General features: G+C 69.1%; 17 protein-coding genes and 3 pseudogenes. 5 read left to right on the top strand and 15 right to left on the bottom strand.

The genetic code is table 11. The annotated features are described in order from the left end of the window. Window positions 1-113: 113 nt before the first annotated feature. From ACWD3C_RS44310 to ACWD3C_RS44300, 3 genes and pseudogenes are all read right to left on the bottom strand, one after another. Window positions 114-1,673 carry a DUF1996 domain-containing protein gene (locus ACWD3C_RS44310; RefSeq protein ID WP_451153755.1) on the bottom strand — a complete coding sequence of 520 codons (1,560 nt, stop codon included), beginning with the start codon at window positions 1,671-1,673 and terminating at the stop codon, window positions 114-116. A 233-nt stretch (window positions 1,674-1,906) separates the two neighbouring features. Continuing rightward, window positions 1,907-2,059 (bottom strand): annotated as a pseudogene (locus tag ACWD3C_RS44305) (DNA-binding response regulator); the annotation flags it as partial. Further along, window positions 2,040-2,213 (bottom strand): annotated as a pseudogene (locus tag ACWD3C_RS44300) (serine hydrolase domain-containing protein); the annotation flags it as partial. The pseudogenes ACWD3C_RS44305 and ACWD3C_RS44300, both read right to left, overlap by 20 nt. A gap of 231 nt (window positions 2,214-2,444) precedes the next feature. Here ACWD3C_RS44300 and ACWD3C_RS44295 point away from each other — a divergent pair. Beyond that, entirely contained in the window at window positions 2,445-3,614 is a 1,170-nt protein-coding gene (locus ACWD3C_RS44295; RefSeq protein ID WP_451153753.1) for an RNA-guided endonuclease InsQ/TnpB family protein, read from the top strand. A gap of 85 nt (window positions 3,615-3,699) precedes the next feature. Here the strand turns inward: ACWD3C_RS44295 and ACWD3C_RS44290 are convergent. From ACWD3C_RS44290 to ACWD3C_RS44275, 4 genes and pseudogenes are all read right to left on the bottom strand, one after another. Further along, window positions 3,700-3,942, bottom strand: a pseudogene (locus ACWD3C_RS44290) (hypothetical protein); the annotation flags it as partial. Window positions 3,943-3,990: 48 nt separating this feature from the next. Beyond that, a complete protein-coding gene (gene glnII / locus ACWD3C_RS44285; protein ID WP_451153751.1) occupies window positions 3,991-5,019 on the bottom strand; it encodes a glutamine synthetase in 1,029 nt (342 codons plus the stop codon). A 415-nt stretch (window positions 5,020-5,434) separates the two neighbouring features. Further along, window positions 5,435-6,298: a hypothetical protein gene (locus ACWD3C_RS44280; protein ID WP_451153749.1), complete on the bottom strand. Its 864-nt coding sequence runs from the start codon at window positions 6,296-6,298 to the stop codon at window positions 5,435-5,437. A gap of 66 nt (window positions 6,299-6,364) precedes the next feature. Continuing rightward, window positions 6,365-6,724 carry an arsenate reductase family protein gene (locus ACWD3C_RS44275; RefSeq protein WP_451153747.1) on the bottom strand — a complete coding sequence of 120 codons (360 nt, stop codon included), beginning with the start codon at window positions 6,722-6,724 and terminating at the stop codon, window positions 6,365-6,367. Between the two features lie 175 nt (window positions 6,725-6,899). Between ACWD3C_RS44275 and ACWD3C_RS44270 the strand changes: the two genes are divergently transcribed. After that, entirely contained in the window at window positions 6,900-7,208 is a 309-nt protein-coding gene (locus ACWD3C_RS44270) for a hypothetical protein (RefSeq protein WP_451153745.1), read from the top strand. A gap of 156 nt (window positions 7,209-7,364) precedes the next feature. On the opposite strand, the gene ACWD3C_RS44265 is transcribed toward ACWD3C_RS44270, so the two are convergent. Beyond that, window positions 7,365-9,008, bottom strand: coding sequence for an alpha/beta fold hydrolase (locus ACWD3C_RS44265; protein WP_451153743.1), 1,644 nt, complete (start codon window positions 9,006-9,008; stop codon window positions 7,365-7,367). Between the two features lie 12 nt (window positions 9,009-9,020). Then, window positions 9,021-9,344, bottom strand: a complete 324-nt coding sequence (locus tag ACWD3C_RS44260) for a hypothetical protein (RefSeq protein WP_451153741.1) — start codon at window positions 9,342-9,344, stop codon at window positions 9,021-9,023. A gap of 519 nt (window positions 9,345-9,863) precedes the next feature. Between ACWD3C_RS44260 and ACWD3C_RS44255 the strand changes: the two genes are divergently transcribed. Together ACWD3C_RS44255 and ACWD3C_RS44250 are read left to right on the top strand one after the other, a co-directional pair. Continuing rightward, window positions 9,864-10,454: a hypothetical protein gene (locus tag ACWD3C_RS44255; protein ID WP_451153739.1), complete on the top strand. Its 591-nt coding sequence runs from the start codon at window positions 9,864-9,866 to the stop codon at window positions 10,452-10,454. Beyond that, a complete protein-coding gene (locus ACWD3C_RS44250) occupies window positions 10,429-11,916 on the top strand; it encodes a zinc ribbon domain-containing protein (RefSeq protein ID WP_451153765.1) in 1,488 nt (495 codons plus the stop codon). Before ACWD3C_RS44255 ends, ACWD3C_RS44250 begins: the two co-directional genes overlap by 26 nt. A gap of 82 nt (window positions 11,917-11,998) precedes the next feature. Here the strand turns inward: ACWD3C_RS44250 and pspAB are convergent, their stop codons facing one another. The 3 genes from pspAB to glnA form a co-directional block, all read right to left on the bottom strand. Continuing rightward, window positions 11,999-12,586 carry a PspA-associated protein PspAB gene (gene pspAB, locus ACWD3C_RS44245; protein WP_451153737.1) on the bottom strand — a complete coding sequence of 196 codons (588 nt, stop codon included), beginning with the start codon at window positions 12,584-12,586 and terminating at the stop codon, window positions 11,999-12,001. 3 nt (window positions 12,587-12,589) lie between these two features. After that, window positions 12,590-13,507 (bottom strand): zinc metalloprotease HtpX, encoded by a 918-nt coding sequence (gene htpX / locus ACWD3C_RS44240; protein ID WP_451153735.1) that lies wholly within the window; start codon window positions 13,505-13,507, stop codon window positions 12,590-12,592. Between the two features lie 155 nt (window positions 13,508-13,662). Then, entirely contained in the window at window positions 13,663-15,072 is a 1,410-nt protein-coding gene (glnA, locus tag ACWD3C_RS44235) for a type I glutamate--ammonia ligase (RefSeq protein ID WP_451153733.1), read from the bottom strand. 197 nt (window positions 15,073-15,269) lie between these two features. Here glnA and ACWD3C_RS44230 point away from each other — a divergent pair, with 197 nt between their 5' ends. Then, window positions 15,270-15,737 (top strand): RDD family protein, encoded by a 468-nt coding sequence (locus ACWD3C_RS44230; protein ID WP_451153732.1) that lies wholly within the window; start codon window positions 15,270-15,272, stop codon window positions 15,735-15,737. Between the two features lie 87 nt (window positions 15,738-15,824). Here ACWD3C_RS44230 and ACWD3C_RS44225 read toward each other — a convergent pair whose 3' ends face one another. From ACWD3C_RS44225 to lipA, 3 genes are all read right to left on the bottom strand, one after another. Continuing rightward, window positions 15,825-16,526 (bottom strand): DUF4191 domain-containing protein, encoded by a 702-nt coding sequence (locus tag ACWD3C_RS44225; protein WP_451153730.1) that lies wholly within the window; start codon window positions 16,524-16,526, stop codon window positions 15,825-15,827. A 149-nt stretch (window positions 16,527-16,675) separates the two neighbouring features. Beyond that, entirely contained in the window at window positions 16,676-16,891 is a 216-nt protein-coding gene (locus tag ACWD3C_RS44220) for an SCO2195 family GlnR-regulated protein (protein WP_451153728.1), read from the bottom strand. 383 nt (window positions 16,892-17,274) lie between these two features. After that, window positions 17,275-18,240, bottom strand: a complete 966-nt coding sequence (lipA, locus tag ACWD3C_RS44215; RefSeq protein ID WP_451153726.1) for a lipoyl synthase — start codon at window positions 18,238-18,240, stop codon at window positions 17,275-17,277. Between the last annotated feature and the right edge of the window lie 387 nt (window positions 18,241-18,627).

Raw genomic sequence — 18,627 nt, 5'->3', positions numbered from 1 at the left:
GAGGGCGGCGGGGGGGCGCCCCCGCATGCCTGCGGGCGGGCGCGGGTAGCCCGCCCCCCCCCTTCTCCGTGGGGCTCAGCGGATCTCGATGGCTCTCAGTGGCCCTTACCGGGTCACTGGCAGTTCTGGCCGCTGTTGATGCAGTTGACCACCTGGTTCATCAGGTCCTCGTCCATGACGTTGATGAAGTCGTTGTGGTCGGTGATCGGCTTGTGCAGCTCCTCCGGGAAGCCGTCCACCGCGAACGGGGCCTGAAGCTGTCCGTTCTCGATGACCGGGGCCGGAACGTCGTACACGAGCCGGATCTGCAGCTGCGGGATGGCCTGGAAGCCGTTGTCGCAGGTGCCGTCCGCGTTGACGAAGTCCACGTGGTCACGGTGGTTGGCGCTGTCGATGTTCTGGCCGTCCCAGCAGCTCTGGAAGTTGGCCGTGCGCACCAGCTGGCTGCCCTCGGGGCAGATCGGGTACTTGTCGAACAGCTGCCTGTCCTCGAAGCCGGTGCAGCTCATCGAGGCGTTGGCGTTGGCGTCACCGCCGGTGAAGGCGTTGGCGGCACCGGTGATGATGCGCAGGAACCGCGGCATCGCGACGACGTCGCTCTGCTTGTTGCCGACGAACCTGATCTCGGCCTGCTGGGCCCGCTGGATGCTGCCCACGTTGAGCTCGGCGCCACCGCCCAGCTCGTTCGCGTCGAACTCGTCGGTGCCGTCCTGGATGCGCAACACCGGCCAGTAGTACGTGGACTTGTCGGCCTGGTTCTGGCAGCTGGTCTCCGCGTTGGCGAGGTCCTCGTCACTGGCGAAGCCGTTGTTGCCCTGGTTACCGACGTAGTCGTGCGTGTGGCGGGCGCCGTTGTCGACACCCGGGGCGACGATCAGGTTGTCGGTGTTGAAGTTGTTGTTCTCGTTGACACCGCAGTTCGTGGTGAAGGAACCCGTCGAACCGGTGTTCCCGTTCGCCTTGAGCCCGTTCCCGTTCGACGGCGGCGTGTTGGGCTGGACGGAGAGGATGTCGACGAAGTCGTCGGCAAAGGGACCTGCGGCACCGTTGCCGTTGTCCCCGACCTGCTCCTGACCGTTGTCCTGGCCCTGGTCCTCGCCCTGGTCCTGACCGTTGTCCTGGCCCTGGTCCTGACCGTTGTCCTGCTCCTGGTCCTGACCGTCGCCGTTCTGGTCGCCCTGGCCTCCGCCGGTGACCTCGTCGGCCCCCATGCCCTTGCACTCGGCGAGCTGCTGCAGCCCGTCCGGGGCGTTGCCGCCCACGCGCCGGATGTTGATGTTGATGCGGTCGATGGCCGCGAAGCGCTTGGACTTCAGCGGGCCGATGATCGCGTTCTGCACGAAGTTCGGATCGCCCGCCTGGGCCTGACGCGTCGACGCCAGCCTGGTGTAAGCCTCGGTGATCTGCTTGTCGAGGTTCGCCAGCTCCTGATCGACACCGGCGCGCGCCCCGTCGGGCACGTCCCTCAACTGAGATCCGACATCCGGGCAGGCGATCGTGGCGATCTGTGAACCCGCGGACCTGAGCTGGTTCTGCTGGTTGTTCGACGTCTCGTGCGCCGAGGCGTAGAAGTTCGCCCAGACGAGCCCACCACCCCCGATCGCGAGAGCCGCGGAGGCGGCTATGGCCCGAACGGCCAGTGGCGAACGTCGCTTTCTTGTGTTGCGTCCCATGGAACTCCTCTGACTTCCTTGCGGGGCTTCGAGGCGCCCGACAGGAGTGAAGCGGCTCCGTTCCATACGCGTGGGGCTCCTGGGGTGTTCAGAAACCTCGGAAAAACTTAGAACTCCATGAGGCCAATTGGGACACAACCGGGACAGAGGCCCATGTTTCAACGGGGGTTGAGCGGGTAAATCCCTCAATCTTTGAATGAGATTCAATGCCACTCGACGGCAATCAACATCACTCAGCGACCGTGATCCAGATACGCGAGCACCGCGAGAACGCGCCGATTGTCGTCGTCCGACACCTCAAGTCCCAGTTTGGCGAAGATGTTCGAGGTGTGTTTGGCAATCGCCCGTTCCGTGACGACAAGCCGCTCGGCGATCGCCGCGTTGGTCGAGGCGCTGTCCGGAGAGGTGTTCGGCGAGGTACCCCAGGATGAGCGCGGCCCGGTCGGTGTACTCGACGGCCTCGCTGGGCTGGCGGTGGAGTGCTTCCTGCAGTACGCCGTCGCGGATGTCCTGCGGGTCGGTGCCGTAGAGGTTCTTCAGCGGACAGTCTCGCAAGGAACCCCAGGCGTTCACGCCTGGGAGGAATTGCATCTGGGGGTTGCGGTGCGGAGCACCGCAGTGGCAGGAGGCAAGAGGCGGACGTGGAGCGTCCGGGAAGCGTCCCGGCGGAGTCGGCGATGCGAATGCGCGTTCGATCGGGTCGCTCGATGGGGGGTGATGGGATCGGATCGGTGTGACGATCGGCCTGGGGGTGTGCCAGGGTCATGTGTCATGAAGCTGGTGGTGCGAGTGAAGCTCCTGCCGACTCCCGTACAGGAGGCGGCACTTGAGGTGACCCTGCGTGCCTGCAACGAGGCCGCGAACCATGCTTCCGAGGTCGCGTTCGGCACCGGGGTGGTGAAGAACCGGTCTCTGCGGGAGAGGCTCTATCAGCCGGTCAAGGAGCGCTGGAGTCTCGGTGCGCAGGCCGCTCAGCACGCGATCAAGAAAACCTGTGACGCCTACACCACCCTCCGGGCGAACCTGACCGGAACCTACGGCCCGAAAGGCTCCAAGCGGTACGAGAAGGCGGCCGGGAAGCCGGTCGTGTTCCGGGCGATGGCCGCTCAGCCGTATGACGACCGGATGCTGTCCTGGCAGCACCAGGACCGCACCGTGTCGATCTGGACCCTGCACGGGCGTCTGAAAGGTGTCCCGTTCACCGGGCAGGCCGGGCAGCTGGAGGTCCTGGCCCGCTGCCGCAAGGGCGAGTCCGACCTGCTGCGGGAGAACGGCCAGTGGTTCCTCATCGCGACCTGCGAGGTGGCCGAGGAACCCGTGAACCGACACCCGGGCGCCTTCCTCGGGGTGGATCTGGGGATCATGAACATCGCCACCACCAGTGCAGGCACCCGGCACGCGGGCAGGCGCCGCAACCGGCGCCGCGAGAGGGACCTGAAGCTCCGTCGGAAGCTGCAGAAGAAGCGCACCAAGTCCGCCAAACGCCGCCTGCGAGCCCTGGCGGGGCGTGAGGCGCGGCGGAACAAGGACATCAACCACTGCGTGAGCAAAAAGATCGTGGCGGAGGCGAAACGCACCGGCTCCGGTATCGCCCTGGAGGATCTCCAGGCCATCCGGGACCGGGTCCGGCTGAGAAAGCCCCAGCGCGCCACGATCCACTCCTGGTCCTTCCACCAACTCGGCCAGTTCATCGGCTACAAGGCCCGCCGGGCTGGAGTCCCGGTCGTCGAGGTCGATCCGGCGTACACCAGCCAGGAATGCTCCGCCTGCCACCACATCTCCCGGCGCAACCGGCCCTCCCAGGCCGTGTTCGCCTGCACGGTCTGCGGCTTCGCTGAGCACGCAGATTCCAATGCGTCCCAGAACATCTCCCAGCGAGGGTGGATGGCCTGGGTCTGCGGGGCGCAGTCAATCGCCCCTGCCCTCACCCTCATCGCCTAGCGACGAGAGCGAGGGCTGGACGTGGCGAGCACCGTCGAAGCCATCGACGACTCGACCCACAAGCCCGGGAATTCATTCCCGGGTATTTGACCAGATACCCGACCCCGCCCGTGCCGTCGGCGAGCAACTCCCGCGCGTACAACTGCTCCACGTGCTGCGACAGCACCAGCACGGGCAGCCCCGGCCGGTTCCGGCGGGCCTCGAGAGCGCACTGCAACCCCTCGTCAGTGTGCGAGGGCGGCAGCCGTACGTCGACGACGGGCGAGGGTGGGGAGGTGGTGCCAGGTACACCCTCGTCAGCGGGCCGACAACGTGAGGGGGCGCCCACCGCAACGGTGGGCGCCCCTCGCGCAGCTCTTCGGAGCCGATGTGCGGATCAGACCTGGCCGGCCTTCTCCAGGGCGGAGCAGCAGGTGTCGACGATCAGACGCGTCACGACGTACGGGTCGACGTTGGCGTTCGGGCGGCGGTCCTCGATGTAGCCCTTGCCGTCCTTCTCCACCTGCCACGGGATGCGGACCGAGGCACCGCGGTTCGAGACGCCGTACGAGTACTCGTTCCACGGGGCGGTCTCGTGCAGGCCCGTCAGACGGTCGTCGATGCCGGCGCCGTAGTTCTTGACGTGGTCGAGCGGCTTCGAGCCCTCGCCCAGCGACTCGCACGCGGTGATGATCGCGTCGTAGCCCTCGCGCATCGCCTTCGTGGAGAAGTTGGTGTGCGCGCCGGCGCCGTTCCAGTCGCCCTTGACCGGCTTCGGGTCGAGGGTGGCGGAGATGCCGAAGTCCTCGGCGGTGCGGTAGAGCAGCCAGCGGGCCACCCACATCTGGTCGGAGACCTCAAGCGGGGACAGCGGGCCGACCTGGAACTCCCACTGGCCGGGCATGACCTCGGCGTTGATGCCGGAGAGGCCCAGACCCGCCTTGAGGCAGTTGTCCAGGTGGGCCTCGACGACCTCGCGGCCGAAGATCTCGTCGGCGCCGACACCGCAGTAGTAGCCGCCCTGCGGGGCCGGGAAGCCGCCCTCGGGGAAGCCGAGCGGGCGGGCGCCGTCGAAGAAGGTGTACTCCTGCTCGATGCCGAAGATCGGCTCCTGGGCGGCGAACTTCTCGGCCACCTCGACCAGCGCGGCGCGCGTGTTGGACGCGTGCGGCGTGAGGTCGATGTTCAGAACCTCGCACAGGACGAGGACGTCGTCGCCGCCGCGGATCGGGTCGGGGCAGGAGAAGACCGGCTTGAGCACGCAGTCCGAGGCGTGGCCCTCGGCCTGGTTCGTGGAGGACCCGTCGAAGCCCCAGATCGGCAGCTCGGCACCCTTGGCGTCGTCGGCCAGGATCTTCGTCTTGGAACGGAGCTTGGCCGTCGGCTCGGTACCGTCGATCCAGATGTACTCAGCCTTGAAGGTCACGGGCCTCATCCTTCGGGGTCTCGACTGCTCAGTCGGCGCAGCCGGAATCGTTGCGGGTGCACGGCGCTGCTGCACTGGGGCGCCGGGTAATGCGCGGCAGCCTGTCAAAAGCCGATTTCCCGATCATTGCTCGAATGTGAACCCCGTGTTACCTGGTGTTCGTGGTCCGTCCCTCGCGCGGTGAGCGCGCTCGCGCGGTGCCGGGTGTGGCCCCGGACGGCGTTTGCATACGCAGAGCGACGGCGGTGCGGCGGGCGGTGCGGCGGCTCGTATGCGATGAGGTTGCATGGCCGTATGAGGGGTACGAACACATCGCTCGGCCGAGCCTGTGACAAGCGAGCGTGAGGCTGGCCGCCCCCTCCGTGCGACGGTCGGCCTCACGGCCCGGGGTGACGAGCTTCGGCCGGGGGAGGGCTCAGTTGCCCTTCCCCTCCTCGTACGCCACCACCCTGTCGCTGACGTACTGGAGCAGCCCGGTCGTCTGCCCGGTCAGCGCCTCCTCCCCGGTCTCGGCGCCGTCGCCCCACTGTCCGCCCGCGAACACCACGGAACGCACCGTCATCAGTCGCTGGAAGACACCCGGCGCCCCGGGCGGCACGGTCGGCAGCCCCGCCTGCGGGGGCGGGTCGAGCGAGACCACCTGATACGTCACCGGGTCCAGGGAGGCCATCGCGAACACCCGCGAGGCATCCTCGACCCGGTCGAAGCTCAGCACGGTGACCGTCACCTGCGAACGCCGCTCGGCGTCCGTGAACAGCGCCGCCGTCAACCGGGCACATGGCTCGCCCTGCTCGATCAGCGCGGCCAGCTCCGGCGACATGGCGTACGCGCACTCGGTGGTGGTGGCCAGGTCGACCCGCTCGTACACCGAACCGTCCTCCAGGCGCACGCTCTCCTCGGGAAACGCCTGCTCCGGCCGGATGACCGGCCGCGCGAGCAGCGACGGGAGCGCGGAGGGCGCGTCGGAGGGGAGGGTGACCTCGACGGACGGCGCGGCGGCGGGGGAGCCGGTGCCGCTCCCGGCCGCGAGCGGGGTGGGCGCCTCGCCGCCGCCATTCCCGTCGCCCGCGTAGATCAGCGGCCCGGCGACGACCGCCGCGACGAGCGCGACGCCGATCGCGCTTCCGGCCGCGAGCTGGATACGGCGGGTCCGGCGCGTCGCGCGTATCCGCTCCTGCTCGGCTGCCCACGCGGCATGCGGATCGTAGGGCCCGGGTCCGTACTGCTGCCTGTACGACCCGTCCGGCCCGTACGGCGTTCCTTGATCACCAAACGTCATGGCGGCGGAGGGTAACAGTGAGGACCCTCCCGACTCCCACCGCCCGACAAACCGCCCACTACCTCACTACCGGGACAAGACATCCCGTACGGCCTCGTCGCTGCGGGCCACCACCGCCGTTCCGTCGTCCGCGGTGATGATCGGCCGCTGGATCAGCTTCGGGTGCTCGGCGAGCGCCTTGATCCACCGGTCGCGCGAGTCGGCGTCCCGCGCCCACTCCTTCAGACCGAGCTCCTTGGCCGCGGCCTCCTGGGTGCGGGTGATGTCCCACGGTTCGAGCCCGAGCCGCTCCAGTACGGCACGGATCTCGTCCTCGCTCGGCACGTCCTCCAGATAGCGGCGGACGGTGTACTCGGCACCCTCGGCGTCGAGCAGTCCGACGGCGCTGCGGCACTTGGAGCACGCCGGATTGATCCAGATTTCCATGCCGCCCACGGTAGCCCCTGGACCCGCGAAACCCGTCTTCCACCTGCGTCACTGCACCCCCGGAAGCCCTTGTGGCCAGGGGCTTTTGTCAGTGCCGGGCGGTAGAATTAAACCAGTGTTCGAGGGCGCGGCCGGAGGTCCCGTGCGGCGCCCTGACCGCGACAGGAGGATGCCTGTGCCCGCTGCCGCACTCAAGCCGTTGCCCACCCAGTCCACCGCCAAGCGCCCCGTTCTGCTCGACCTGCCGTACAAGCCCGTCGAGAAGCGCCCGCTGCCGCCAGGCCGGCCCCGCGAGTGGTACATCACGCACAACCGGCGCCTGAAGGCCATGCGCCTCGCGATCGCCCTTCTCGACTCCGGCATCTACATGCCCAACCAGGCCCACAACGAGACGATCCGCAGCGCCGCGGAGATCATCGGCGTCCACCCGCCATCAGACACGACGTGCCACATGGTCCGCGCACTGATGCGCTACTCCCGCTGAACGCCGACGCCGGGCGCCCCCTTGGCCTTGGGGGGCCGCCCGGCGCCCCTCCAGGGGCGCGAGGCTGTGACATATGCGGCTCCGCCGCTGGGCGTGACCAGCCACGACGCCGCCGCAGACGAACGACGGCACATCGCGGCACTTCCAGCAGAGCGCTTAGGCGTACCGCTCCAACAGCCCCTCCACATACGCCTCCAGCCGCGCCCCCAACACCCCCGGCGTCAGATCCGTCCGCCCCAGCTCCTGCCAGGGCCCCGCCAGCTTCCCGGCGTCGGGCGCATAGCCCAGCGCGTCCAGCAGCCGCCAGTACAAGTGGGCCTCACCCTCGACCAGCCGACGCCCACCGCACGCCTCGTACCGCTCCCCGAACCCGAGCCCGTACTCCGCCCCATGCAGCAACGCCAACGCCGTGGAGCAACGGGCGACATCGAGATCCGCCGGCCCCCACGAGGTCTCCACCCAGTCGACGACCCCACTGACCCGCAGCCCCTCGCCCGCACCGCTGAACAGCACGTTCCCGGGATGGAAGTCCCGGTGCAGAAAACACCCTTCGTACGCGGGCGCCTCGCCCCGGATCACATCGACGGCCCGCTCCCACAGCGCACCACCGGGTGTCCGCACCCGCTCGGCCGAGGTCCACGCCTGGTACGGCCGCGGCCGCTCCTCCGGTACGACCGCGTGAATCCTGGCGAGTTGACCGGCCAGCAGGTCGATCCGTCGTTGGAGATCCTCATCCTCCTCGTCGACGCACACCACCCCCGGCAGCAAGGACATCAACAGCGAGGGATGATCAGCGTGTTCACCGGAGGCGTCGACGGCCCGCAGCTCGGGCGCGGGTATCCCGTCGTACCCGCGCAGCAGCTCCAGCACCGCCGCCTCACGCCCCAGCAGCCCCGGAGCATGCCGCCGGAAGAAAGGCTTCACGAAGGACCGCAGGACAAGACCGGTACCGTCGTCGAGAGTGAGCCGCCGCATCTGCGAACTCCAACCCCCGTACAGGACAGCCGAATTCCGTACGTTCCTGCCCTCCGGCAACTGCTTGGCCACCCACGTCCGCGTCGCCGTCCACCCCTGCTCGCCCAGGCCCGTCAGTACGGCGTCCACGAACTGCCGCCGGTCGTCGGGGTGATCGCGCAGCCATGCGCCCAAGTGATGGTCCGCGTCGGGGAGTTCGAGGCGGGTGAACTGGGCGCGGACGGCGAGCGCGTCCGTGACCGCCTCGGTCACAGCGTCCGGGATGACATGGTCGGTGCCGGGGACGGCGAGGACGGCCCGGCCCTCGTACGACCGGAACGCGTCCAGCGCGGGGGAGTCGCCCCAGCTCTCCGGCGTACGGATGACGCCGCTGAACCGGCCGTCGCCGTCACCGAAGGGGAGAGGCCAGGCCTCCGCCGCGTACACCGCGGGCGCGCACAGGCCGATCGCCGCCACGCGTTCGCCGTAGAACCCGGCGAGATCGGCCACCGTCTGGCCGCTCATGCTGAACCCGACGAGGACCAGCGGCCCGTCCGCCGGAACCCGCGCCCCGATGACGGCGACGGCCTGCTCGAAGCGTCTGCGCAGGCTCAGTTCCCGCAACGCGCCCGTGCTGTCGCCGTGTCCCGAGAAGTCGAGGGTGAATCCCCGGCAGCCGCGCGCGACGAACTCTTCGAGCAGTGGGACCCATCGCTCCTTGCTGCTGCCGCCCGCCCCGTGCAACAGCACGACAGTGGCCGCGCCCAGGCGATCACTGCCATCGCCGTACACCCCGCTGAGTTGTTCACCGTCGTATTCGTGCCTGAAGGAGGAGAGCTCACTCATGCCGTCATTCACTCACGGCACTCGGGCCGCCGAGCCGGGCGGCACGGTCGGCATTCCCGCCTGGGGCGGCGGATCGAGCGAGACCACCTGATACGTCACCGGGTCCATGGCCGCCATCCCGAACACAATCCAGGCGTCCTCGACGCGCAGGAAGCTCACCACGGTGACCGTTACCTGCGACCGCCGCTCGGCATCCGTGCACAGCGCCGAGGTCAACCGGAGGCAGTCCTGGCCCTGTTCGGCCAGTGAGGCGAGCTCCGAGGACATGCCGTCGGAGCAGCGGATGGTGGTGGCCAGGTCGACGGGCCGGTAGCGGGAGCCGTCCTTCCGCCGCACGATCCTCTTCGGGAACGCCTGCTCAGGCCGGACGACCGGGCGCGCGAGGACGGAGGGGAGAGCGGTAGGCGCGTCGGAGGGGAAGGCTGTATGACTCGCCGCACACCCCCATCGGATGGACCCCCGACACGGCTCAGCCACCCACCCGCATCCGCAGAGGCCTGTCATGGGTTGCTTTGTCACACCTTCAGGTGTTCAGGGATGAACAGCTCGAACGAGTCCTTGTAACAGAAGAACTGCACCCCGTTCTTCCTCATCAGCTTCTCCAGCTCGGGTACCTCGGTTGCTTCCCATAGTTCCCGCCAGGTTTTACCAATGCCCCGGTACTCCCACCTGTCACCTGTCGGTAGCAGCCTCAAGGGTCTTCAACTGTTGATGGTTTCACTGCGCTTTCCTGCGTGAATCGGGTGTGGTCGCTGGGGTGCGTGTCTTTGTGCGGTGGTCGGTCGTTAGGCCGATCGGGTGCGGGGATGTGCCCGGTTCGGAGCGGTGGAGGGGGTGGTGGGTGTGGGCCGGTTGGTGGCGACGGCCACGTGCACCGCCTTCGGTGGTGTGGTCGAGGGAAGTGGCGAACAGGTGGGTCAGCGGCTGCTGTGGGAGCGGGTGTCCTTCCTTGCCTCCTTGTGCCGGGAGCTGACCCGGGCTCTGGTGGCTTGCCGGTGGGACGAGGGTTCGCTGGATGTGCTGGCCGCCGGGGTCGACGGGCGGGGTGAGAAGCTGCCGTCCAAGGGGTGGATGGCGCTGCGCCGCTTGGGCTGGACGAGGGCTGCCGTGCTGGCCGAGGGGGTGTATGTGTCGGACCGGGTGTGCCGGGCGGCCGAGGAGTACGCGGCGCGCACCCTGCGTCTGGCGGTGCACCGGCGCACCATCGTGGCGGCGGTCCTGGCCACCTGGCCCGCCGACCCCGCCCGGCGCACCGGGGCGGAGTGGACGGCGTTGCGGGCGCTGCTGCCCGCCGGGTGCGGAGATCCGCAACCGGACCCGGCAGGTGCGCGCCTATGCGGCCGAGCACGGGCGCCTGCCCGCCGGACTGTGCGAGCTGGAGGAGCCGCCCGAGGCCGCGGCGCAGGTGCTGCTGGCGGCGATGGACCGCCAGCAGGTCACCCTTGACCGGGTGGACGAGGCCACGGCCAGGCTGCGGGTGAAGCTCCCGCTGTGCGCGGCCCCCGGCTCGGGGCGGGACTGGGCCTGGCATGTGATCGACCTGCGGCTGCCGGGCACCGTCGGTCCGGACGCGGTCCTGCACACCCCGGCCCTGCGCCCCACTCGGGCCGGGCGGATCGCGGTGGACCTGCCGCACTCCCAGCCCGCCCCGGCCGCCAAGGCGTCCGGGCACCGGGTGGCGCTCGGTTTCGACTGGGGGGTGAACACGCTGCTGACCGGCACGGTGGGCCGCCTGACCGGGCGGGGCGAGAGCAGGCGGGTGGTCACCGACGGCCGTCCGCTGGTCTTCGACGCCACCGCCATCAGTGCGAAACTGCACCGGCTGCGCACCCACCGCGAACACCTCGCCACCCGACGCGACCACTACCGCACGTTGGCGGACGGGCTCGGCTCCCCCCACCTGGCCTGGGCCGACCTCCTGGACAAGGCCGCAGTGCTGCAGGTTGAGCACGAGCGGGTGTGTGCCCGCATCCGCCGCCTCAATCAGGCGCTGGCGTGGTCGGCGGCCCGCTGGGCCGTCGACCAGACGGTCGCGCTCGGCGCCACCGTCATCTACCTCGAAGACCTCGCCACCCTGGAGGCACGCGGCCGCAGGCGCGGTAACGCCCGGCTGTCCGGGCAGGTGCGCGGCACCGTCGCCGAGGCGATCCGGCACCTGGCCGCGAAGGCGGGCATCGCGGTGGTCACTGTCCCCGCGAGGGGCACCTCCGCCTTCTGCCCCGGCTGCCTCGCACCGCTCACCCATCACCCCGCCCCGGACCGGCTCGACGAGCGCGGCTGGACATGGGCCCACTGCACCGGGTGCGCACTGTCCATGGACCGGGACCTGGCCGCCGCCCGCCGGATCGTCTCCCGCGGACTGCTCGCCCAGACCCACACCGCAACCGACCGCGCCACCGGCGCCCGCGCCATCCGCACCACCGTGGAGGGCACCGTCCACGCGGTGCGCCGCCCCAAGAAGACCACCCGCCGCCTGCGCCGCGCCCGCCGCCAAGCGGCCGCACCACCCCGCCCGCCCGGGCCGAAGACCACTCCCGGCAAGATGCGCCCCACACCGGCCCGGCCCTCCCCGGCCCGCCGGTCACCAGCTTCCCGCCGTATGCCCGATGTGCGTACGGTCCCCGCCACCACCCCCACCGGGGTGGTCCAGCGTCCGGCGGGGCATGACACCCAGGCACCTGGCCCTCACGGGCCGGTGCCAGGTCATGGAGCACCCGCCCCCCACCGCCCGGAGCCTCCTCCGGCCGACCGGGGGCGGCTCTCCCGCGGAACCTGTCGGTGGCGCACCCGCGCCGCCGAGCAGACCGGCTTCCACCACGCGCACGCCACCGAAGTCCACCCCCTCACCCCGAGGTTCGGACCCCACGACGGCAACCGCACACGGCCACGCCGCGCCCGAAAAGCCTGAAACCCTCAGGCACACACAGAGTTCCAGAGACGCTTCATACTCGGTGTTCAGATTTGTATCCGTATACGCCTTCTAGGGGTGCTCAGTCGAGCATGTCGGGGGTTTCCCACAGCGGGAACCAGCGGCCCAGGTCCTTCTCGATCCGCAGGTCGTTCCCCAGCGCTGCGGCTACTTGCAGCTCAACTGCGTTGTCGCGTTTCCGCTGATCAGAAAGTATGCACATGGGGTAGAAGGTTCCTCTCTTGTAGAGGTACACAAGCTCCAGTCGACGGCCCTCGTCATTCCGGAACCCCACGAGTGAACACAGCAGCTGCGGGCCGAACCCGTTGGCCTCCAAGGCACTGTTCACCGCGTGCAGGTCGTTGACGAGGAGGGGCAACTCGTCGGGCGCCCGGCGTGAGACCAGCCACGAGTAGCCGTAGGCATCCCGTTGGAGTTCGACCGGGGGACCGGTACGGTCGGCGTCGGTGTCCAGCAGCGCCTGCACCTCCCGGTGCACCTCGGCGAAGGCCGAGCCCTCCACGCTGGAGAAGCACACGGCACCGGCGCCCGTCGGCGTGAACCCGGCCGCCGCCTGGAGCGTGACCGCGGCCGACGGGAGCGCGAAGAGCCGGTCGAGATCGGGCGCGACCGGCTTCGTACGACCGAACAGCACATCCAGCAGCCCCATGCCTCAGTCCTTCCCGCGAGCGGTCGCCTCGCCCAGCTCGGCGGAGATCCGGCCCAGCTGCTCGACGCGCTGCTCCAGGCTGGGGTGGGTGGAAAAGAGCCGTGCCGCACTGTGTTCGCCGCCCAGCGCGGGCGTGAAGTAGAAGGCGTTGAAGGCCTGCGCCGACCGCAGGTCCTTCGTCGGGATCCGCGCGACGTCCCCCGTGACCTTGGTGAGCGCGGAGGCCAGCACTGACGGCCGCCCGGTGAGCAGGGCCGCCGCCCGGTCCGCGGCCAGCTCCCGATACCGGGACAGCGCCCGGATGAGCAGGAAGCTGATCGCGTACACGGCCGCGGAGACACCCATCACCGCCATGAACACCACGGCCGTGTTCTGGTCCCTGCGTCCGCCGCCGAACAGCTGCGAGTAGAAGGCGAACCGTACGATGAGTCCCGCGAGCACACCGAGGAACGAGGCGATGGTGATCACCGCGACGTCCTTGTGCGCCACATGCGACAGCTCGTGTGCGAGCACCCCCTCCAGCTCCGCCGGCTCCAGCCGGCGCAGCAGACCCCTGGTCACACAGACCACCGCGTGATCGGGGTTCCGCCCGGTAGCGAACGCGTTCGGCATCTCCATGTCGGAGACGGCGACGAGCGGCTTGGGCATGTCAGCCGTGGCACACAGCCGGTCGATCACGCCGTGCAGCTCCGGATACTGCTCCCGCTCCACGACCCGTCCGCGCATCGCGTACATCGCGATCCGGTCGGAGAACCAGTACTGCGCGGCAAGCAGCCCCGCCGCGATCACGGCCACCAGAACCCAGTTCTTCAGCAACGCGACCAGCGCGGCGACAAAGACCACGTACACCAACCCGAGCAGGAACAGGGTGAGCCCCATCCTCCGAGTCAGCCGCCGGTCGGCCTGGAAGCGGCTCCGCATCACAACCACCTCAACTATCGGGCACTCGTCCCACTCTCCATTGTGCGCCCGCGCTTCCAGGAACGGGTTCCGTCCAGCCCTGGACAAGGCGGAAAACGACGGAGCCCCGCCACCGCCCGAGGGCGATGACGGGGCTCCTGAGCCCACGGGGCGGATCACACGTCGAAGTACAGCTCGAACTCGTGCGGGTGCGGACGCAGCTGGAGCGGGGCGATCTCGTTGGTGCGCTTGTAGTCGATCCAGGTCTCGATCAGGTCCGGCGTGAAGACGTCGCCCTGGAGGAGGAACTCGTGGTCGGCCTCCAGGGAGTCGAGGACGGCCGGGAGGGAGGTCGGGACCTGCGGGACGCCCGCGTGCTCCTCGGGGGCCAGCTCGTAGAGGTCCTTGTCGATCGGCTCGGCCGGCTCGATCTTGTTCTTGATGCCGTCCAGACCGGCCAGCATCAGCGCCGAGAAGGCCAGGTACGGGTTGCCGGAGGAGTCGGGCGCGCGGAACTCGACACGCTTGGCCTTCGGGTTCGAGCCGGTGATCGGGATACGCATCGCAGCCGAGCGGTTGCGCTGCGAGTACACCAGGTTGACCGGGGCCTCGAAGCCGGGGACCAGGCGGTGGTACGAGTTCACCGTCGGGTTGGTGAAGGCCAGCAGCGACGGGGCGTGCTTGAGGATGCCGCCGATGTAGAAGCGGGCGGTGTCCGACAGGCCGGCGTAGCCCTGCTCGTCGTAGAAGAGCGGGGAGCCGCCCTGCCACAGGGACTGGTGGACGTGCATGCCCGAGCCGTTGTCACCGAAGATCGGCTTCGGCATGAAGGTTGCGGTCTTGCCGTTGCGCCAGGCGACGTTCTTCACGATGTACTTGAAGAGCTGGAGGTCGTCGGCGGCGGCGAGCAGCGTGTTGAACTTGTAGTTGATCTCGGCCTGGCCGGCGGTGCCCACCTCGTGGTGCTGGCGCTCGACCTGCAGACCGGCCCGGTTCAGCTCCAGGGAGATCTCGGCGCGCAGGTCGGCGAAGTGGTCGACCGGCGGGACCGGGAAGTAGCCGCCCTTATAGCGGACCTTGTAACCGCGGTTGTCCTCCAGCGCACCGGTGTTCCAGGCGCCCGCCTCGGAGTCGATGTGGTAGAAGGACTCGTTCTGCGAGGTGGCGAAGCGCACGCTGTCGAACACGTAGAACTCGGCCTCGGGGCCGAAGTACGCGGTGTCGGCAATACCGGTGGAGGCGAGGTAGGCCTCGGCCTTCTTCGCCACGTTGCGCGGGTCACGGGAGTACTGCTCGCCCGTGATCGGGTCGTGGATGAAGAAGTTGATGTTCAGCGTCTTGTCGCGGCGGAACGGGTCGACGCGCGCGGTGGACAGGTCGGCGCGGAGCGCCATGTCGGACTCGTGGATGGCCTGGAAGCCGCGGATCGAGGAGCCGTCGAACGCCAGCTCGTCGTTCGGGTCGAACGCCTCGGCGGGCACCGTGAAGTGCTGCATCACGCCCGGCAGGTCGCAGAAGCGGACGTCGACGAACTTGACGTCCTCGTCCGCGATGAACTTCTTGGCCTCGTCGGCGTTCTGGAACATCCAGCTCCTCCTACTCCCGACCGTCCTGCCGGGGTGGTAGTTCGTTCGTGCGGCCAGTGCGGTGGCACACGCTGACCTCGACCCTAGGGACGCGTGATTTCTCGGGCATGACCCATTTGTTTCACCCAGGTTAACCGGACTCGGTCCGAGTCACCCCACCTGTCCGGATGCGGGAAGGGGGGCAGTACCGTGGTCAGGTGGACAAGAGGCAAGCAATCGGATCGTGGCTCTCCGGCCCCCGCGCGGCCGCCGAGGAAGCCGGTGTGGACTTCGGATACCGGGGTGAGCAGCTCGGTCTGCCGGAGGAGGGGCCGGGCTCGATCGCCCGCCCGGGACGCCGGCTCGGAGCCCTCGCGTTCGACTGGGGCCTCTGCCTCTTGATCGCATACGGCCTGATCACTGACGGCTACGGCCAGGCGACCGGCAACTGGGCCCTGCTCATCTTCTTCGCCCTCCACGCCCTCACGGTCGGCACCGTCGGCTTCACCCCGGGCAAGCGCCTCTTCGGCCTCCGCGTGGTCACCGAGGACACCGGCCAGGTCAACCCCCTGCGCGTCCTGCTCCGCTCGCTCCTCCTCTGCCTCGCCATCCCGGCCCTCGTCTGGGACCGCGACGGCCGCGGCCTGCACGACCGGCTGGCGCGGACGGTTGAGGTGCGGATCTAGTTTTTCTTTCTCGTACGACGAAGGGGGCGCCCGGTACACACCGGGCGCCCCCTTCGTCGTACGAGAAATGCCGTACCGGAGAAGAAGTCACCTCATCTTGGGGCCGCCCCGCGGCATCCGCATGCCCTTGGGCATCGGGCCCTTCGGCAGCGGCATGTTGCTCATCAGGTCGCCCATCGCGCGGAGGCGGTCGTTGGTGGCGGTGACCTGGGGGCCGGACAGTACGCGCGGGAGCTTCACCATGGTCGTGCGGACCTTCTTCAGCTTGACCTGGCCCTCGCCGGTGCCGACGACGATGTCGTGCACGGGTACGTCCGCGACGACGCGGGCCATCCGCTTCTTCTCGGCGGCCAGCAGGCTCTTCACCCGGTTCGGGTTGCCCTCGGCGACCAGGACGATGCCGGCCTTGCCGACGGCGCGGTGCACCACGTCCTGGTTGCGGTTCATCGCCACCGCCGGGGTCGTCGTCCAGCCCCGGCCGATGTTGTCCAGCACGGCCGCTGCGGCGCCCGGCTGGCCCTCCATCTGCCCGAAGGCGGCACGCTCGGCCCGGCGTCCGAAGATGATCGCCGTCGCGAGGAAGGCGAGCAGGAAGCCGAGAATGCCGAGATAGATGGGGTGACCGATCAAGAAACCGATCGCGAGGAAGACACCGAAGGTGAAGATTCCGACAGCCGCGAGTACAAGACCGATCTTCTTGTCGGCCCTGCGGGTCATCTTGTAGGTCAGGGCGATCTGCTTGAGTCGCCCGGGGTTCGCAGCGTCCGCTGCGGTTTCCTTCCTCGCCATGCCACGAAGTCTACGTGGCCCGGGGAGCGAGGACGACGGCGGTGCCGGGTGGGGACCGGCGACCGGCGGCAGCACGGGGGAGCGGCGCCGGACGGCGGCGGTGCCGGTGCCGGATGGAGCGGGCGTGCGAGTTCGGCGGTGGGGCGGGCTCAGAGCTGGTGTTGCGGGAGGCGCGGCGCGACGGCCTCTTCGAGGACGCGCTGGGCCTCGACGCGGTCCTTGGCGCGGCGGCGGTCCTCCAGGACGGAGGTCCAGGCGTTGCGACGGGCGGTGCGCTGGCCGCTGCTCATCAGCAGCGACTCGACGGCACGGAGTGCATCGGTGAACGACGGGATTGCGGTTGCGCGTACGGGCGCGGCCTGCATAAGGAGGTCCCCCCTCGGGAATGGCGGCGGCTCTGACGGAGGCTGCACGAGCAGTGAAGCCAGGGTCACTGATTGGTGTTACCAGGGCGTGACTGACCGGTCAAACGCCAATGAAGCCTTGATACTCGGCACTTAAACCCTGACGCGGCCCTGATGACGCCCTCATCTGCGGGGACGCTCAGGACCGCGTCAATCGGCCAGTACCGAGGGGTAGTTGCTTGTGCGCAGATTCACACGCGCGCATGGCACTGCGTGCCACGGGAGGGGGTGGGCGTTGTGTCGGGTGGGAGGGCTTACCGACTGCCGTGCCGACTGCCGTACGGGCTGCTGTGCGGGGGGGTGTCATACGGGCCGTACGGCCCGTATGGGCTGTCGTTCGGGGCTCAGACCGCCTGCGAAGCGACGTACGCGCCACGCTTCTCGACGGCCATCTGGTACAGCCGGCCGGCGCGGTACGACGAGCGGACCAGAGGGCCGGACATGACGCCCGAGAAGCCGATCTGCTCGGCCTCCTCCTTCAGCTCCACGAACTCGTGCGGCTTGACCCAGCGCTCCACGGGGTGGTGGCGGACGGAGGGGCGCAGGTACTGCGTGATGGTGACGAGCTCGCAGCCCGCGTCGTGCAGCTGCCGGAGCGCCTCGCTGACCTCCTCGCGGGTCTCGCCCATGCCGAGGATCAGGTTCGACTTGGTGACCAGGCCGTAGTCACGGGCCTCGGTGATGACCTTCAGCGAGCGCTCGTAGCGGAAGCCCGGGCGGATGCGCTTGAAGATGCGGGGGACCGTCTCGACGTTGTGCGCGAAGACCTCGGGGCGGGAGGCGAAGACCTCCTGCAGCAGCTCCGGTACGGCGTTGAAGTCCGGGGCGAGGAGCTCGACCTTGGTCCGCCCGGCTTCCCGTTCGGCGGTCTGCTGGTGGATCTGCCGAACGGTCTCGGCGTACAGCCAGGCGCCGCCGTCGGGGAGGTCGTCGCGGGCTACGCCGGTGATCGTGGCGTAGTTCAGGTCCATCGTGACCACGGACTCGCCCACGCGGCGGGGTTCGTCGCGGTCGAGGGCCTCGGGCTTGCCGGTGTCGATCTGGCAGAAGTCGCAGCGGCGGGTGCACTGGTCGCCGCCGATGAGGAAGGTCGCCTCGCGGTCCTCCCAGCACTCGTAGATGTTGGGGCAGCCGGCTTCCTGGCAGACCGTGTGCAGGCCCTCGCTCTTCACGAGGCTCTGCATCTTCGTGTACTCGGGGCCCATTTTCGCCCGGGTCTTGATCCACTCGGGCTTGCGCTCGATGGGGGTCTGGCTGTTCCGGACCTCCAGGCGCAGCATCTTGCGTCCGTCGGGTGCGACTGCGGACACATCGGCTCCCTGCTGATTGCTTTGGGTAATCTTCGATTCTTCGGCGTACACCAGCGTACGCCCGTGCGGTTCTCGCTCCCCGGGGTGGGCAACCTTCGGGTTGGGGGAGGCATTCCCCTGCCGGGGTGGTTGCGCGAGGGTTTTTCGCCCCCGCCGCCCCTACCCGTCCCATCCTCCAGGGGCTCTGCCCCTTCGACCCCGCCCCGGTAGGGGGTGGGTGGTGTGTGTTGTTGGTGGGTGCGGGTTGTGTGTGGCTGGTCGCGCCCACGCGGCGGAGCCGCACATCGATACGGCCCCGCGCCCCTTGTGGGGCGCGGCTGCGGTACAGGCCTGCAACCAGTCGGCCCGCCCCCGCGCCAAGCCTTTTCAGCCCCGGCCAGGCACCCC

The sequence above is a fragment of the Streptomyces sp. NPDC002845 genome (assembly GCF_053591955.1).
Note: the sequence above shows the minus strand (reverse complement) of the source record. Positions and strands in the feature narration are given on the sequence as shown.

Excerpts from the sequence above, each read along its gene's own strand:
- htpX (WP_451153735.1), bottom strand. The coding sequence starts at position 13,507 with ATGCGGAGCCGCTTCCAGGCCGACCGGCGGCTGACTCGGAGGATGGGG.
- ACWD3C_RS44295 (WP_451153753.1), top strand. The coding sequence starts at position 2,445 with ATGAAGCTGGTGGTGCGAGTGAAGCTCCTGCCGACTCCCGTACAGGAG.
- pspAB (WP_451153737.1), bottom strand. The coding sequence starts at position 12,586 with ATGGGGCTGCTGGATGTGCTGTTCGGTCGTACGAAGCCGGTCGCGCCC.
- ACWD3C_RS44275 (WP_451153747.1), bottom strand. The coding sequence starts at position 6,724 with ATGGAAATCTGGATCAATCCGGCGTGCTCCAAGTGCCGCAGCGCCGTC.
- ACWD3C_RS44225 (WP_451153730.1), bottom strand. The coding sequence starts at position 16,526 with ATGGCGAGGAAGGAAACCGCAGCGGACGCTGCGAACCCCGGGCGACTC.
- glnA (WP_451153733.1), bottom strand. The coding sequence starts at position 15,072 with ATGTTCCAGAACGCCGACGAGGCCAAGAAGTTCATCGCGGACGAGGAC.
- ACWD3C_RS44310 (WP_451153755.1), bottom strand. The coding sequence starts at position 1,673 with ATGGGACGCAACACAAGAAAGCGACGTTCGCCACTGGCCGTTCGGGCC.
- ACWD3C_RS44280 (WP_451153749.1), bottom strand. The coding sequence starts at position 6,298 with ATGACGTTTGGTGATCAAGGAACGCCGTACGGGCCGGACGGGTCGTAC.
- ACWD3C_RS44265 (WP_451153743.1), bottom strand. The coding sequence starts at position 9,008 with ATGAGTGAGCTCTCCTCCTTCAGGCACGAATACGACGGTGAACAACTC.
- ACWD3C_RS44250 (WP_451153765.1), top strand. The coding sequence starts at position 10,429 with ATGGACCGCCAGCAGGTCACCCTTGACCGGGTGGACGAGGCCACGGCC.
- ACWD3C_RS44220 (WP_451153728.1), bottom strand. The coding sequence starts at position 16,891 with ATGCAGGCCGCGCCCGTACGCGCAACCGCAATCCCGTCGTTCACCGAT.